General features: G+C 59.4%; 1 pseudogene. It reads right to left on the bottom strand.

The features are described 5' to 3' along the window. Positions 1-1,075, bottom strand: a pseudogene (locus AC1DLB_RS30610) (ribonucleotide reductase N-terminal alpha domain-containing protein); the annotation flags it as partial. Positions 1,076-1,142: the final 67 nt, after the last annotated feature.

The raw sequence follows: 1,142 nt of genomic DNA, 5'->3' as shown, positions 1-1,142 counted from the left end.
CTTTGAAGGTCAGCCATGGGTGGCCGGTTTCAAACAGCATGGACAGCATTTTGCGCCACAGGTCTTTGGCCTGGATGGTCTTGAACAGCTTGACCTTGCCCGGGTACTCGGTCAGGGCTTCGTAGTACTCGTAACGCTCTTCGAAGGCCTTGCCGGTCAGGTCGTGCAGATCCGGTACTTCGGACGGCGAGAACAGGGTCCACTTGCCGTCATCGAAGACACGCTTCATGAACAGGTCAGGGATCCAGTTGGCGGTGTTCATGTCGTGGGTACGACGACGGTCATCACCGGTGTTCTTGCGCAGTTCGATGAACTCTTCGATGTCCATGTGCCAGGTTTCCAGGTAGGCACAGACAGCGCCTTTGCGCTTGCCACCCTGGTTAACGGCGACGGCGGTGTCGTTCACCACTTTCAGGAACGGCACGACGCCCTGGGATTTGCCGTTGGTGCCCTTGATGTACGAACCCAGCGCCCGAACCGGGGTCCAGTCGTTGCCCAGGCCGCCTGCGAATTTCGACAACATGGCGTTGTCGTGGATCGCGTGGTAGATGCCCGACAGGTCATCCGGCACGGTGGTCAGGTAGCAGCTCGACAGCTGTGGACGCAGGGTACCGGCGTTGAACAGGGTCGGGGTCGAGGACATGTAGTCGAAGGACGACAACAGGTTGTAGAACTCGATCGCACGGTCTTCTTTCTGCTTCTCTTCGATCGCCAGGCCCATGGCCACGCGCATGAAGAAAATCTGTGGCAGTTCGAAGCGGATACCGTCCTTGTGGATGAAGTAACGGTCGTACAGGGTTTGCAGGCCCAGGTACGTGAACTGCTGATCGCGCTCGTGGTTGATCGCCTTGCCGAGTTTTTCCAGGTCGAAGGACGCCAGAACCGGGTTCAGCAATTCGAATTCGATACCTTTGGCGATGTACGCAGGCAGTGCCTTGGCATACAGGTCGACCATTTCGTGGTGGGTCGCGCTGTCGGCGACACCGAGGAAGCCCAGGCCTTCGGCACGCAGGGTGTCCATCAGCAGGCGGGCGGTCACGAACGAGTAGTTCGGCTCACGCTCGACCAGCGTACGGGGGTGTCCATCAGCAGGCGGGCGGTCACGAACGAGTAGTTCGGCTCACGCTCGACCAGCGTACGGG

Source organism: Pseudomonas sp. 05N434 (genome assembly GCF_056396965.1).
This window is presented reverse-complemented; position numbering and strand designations above follow the sequence as displayed.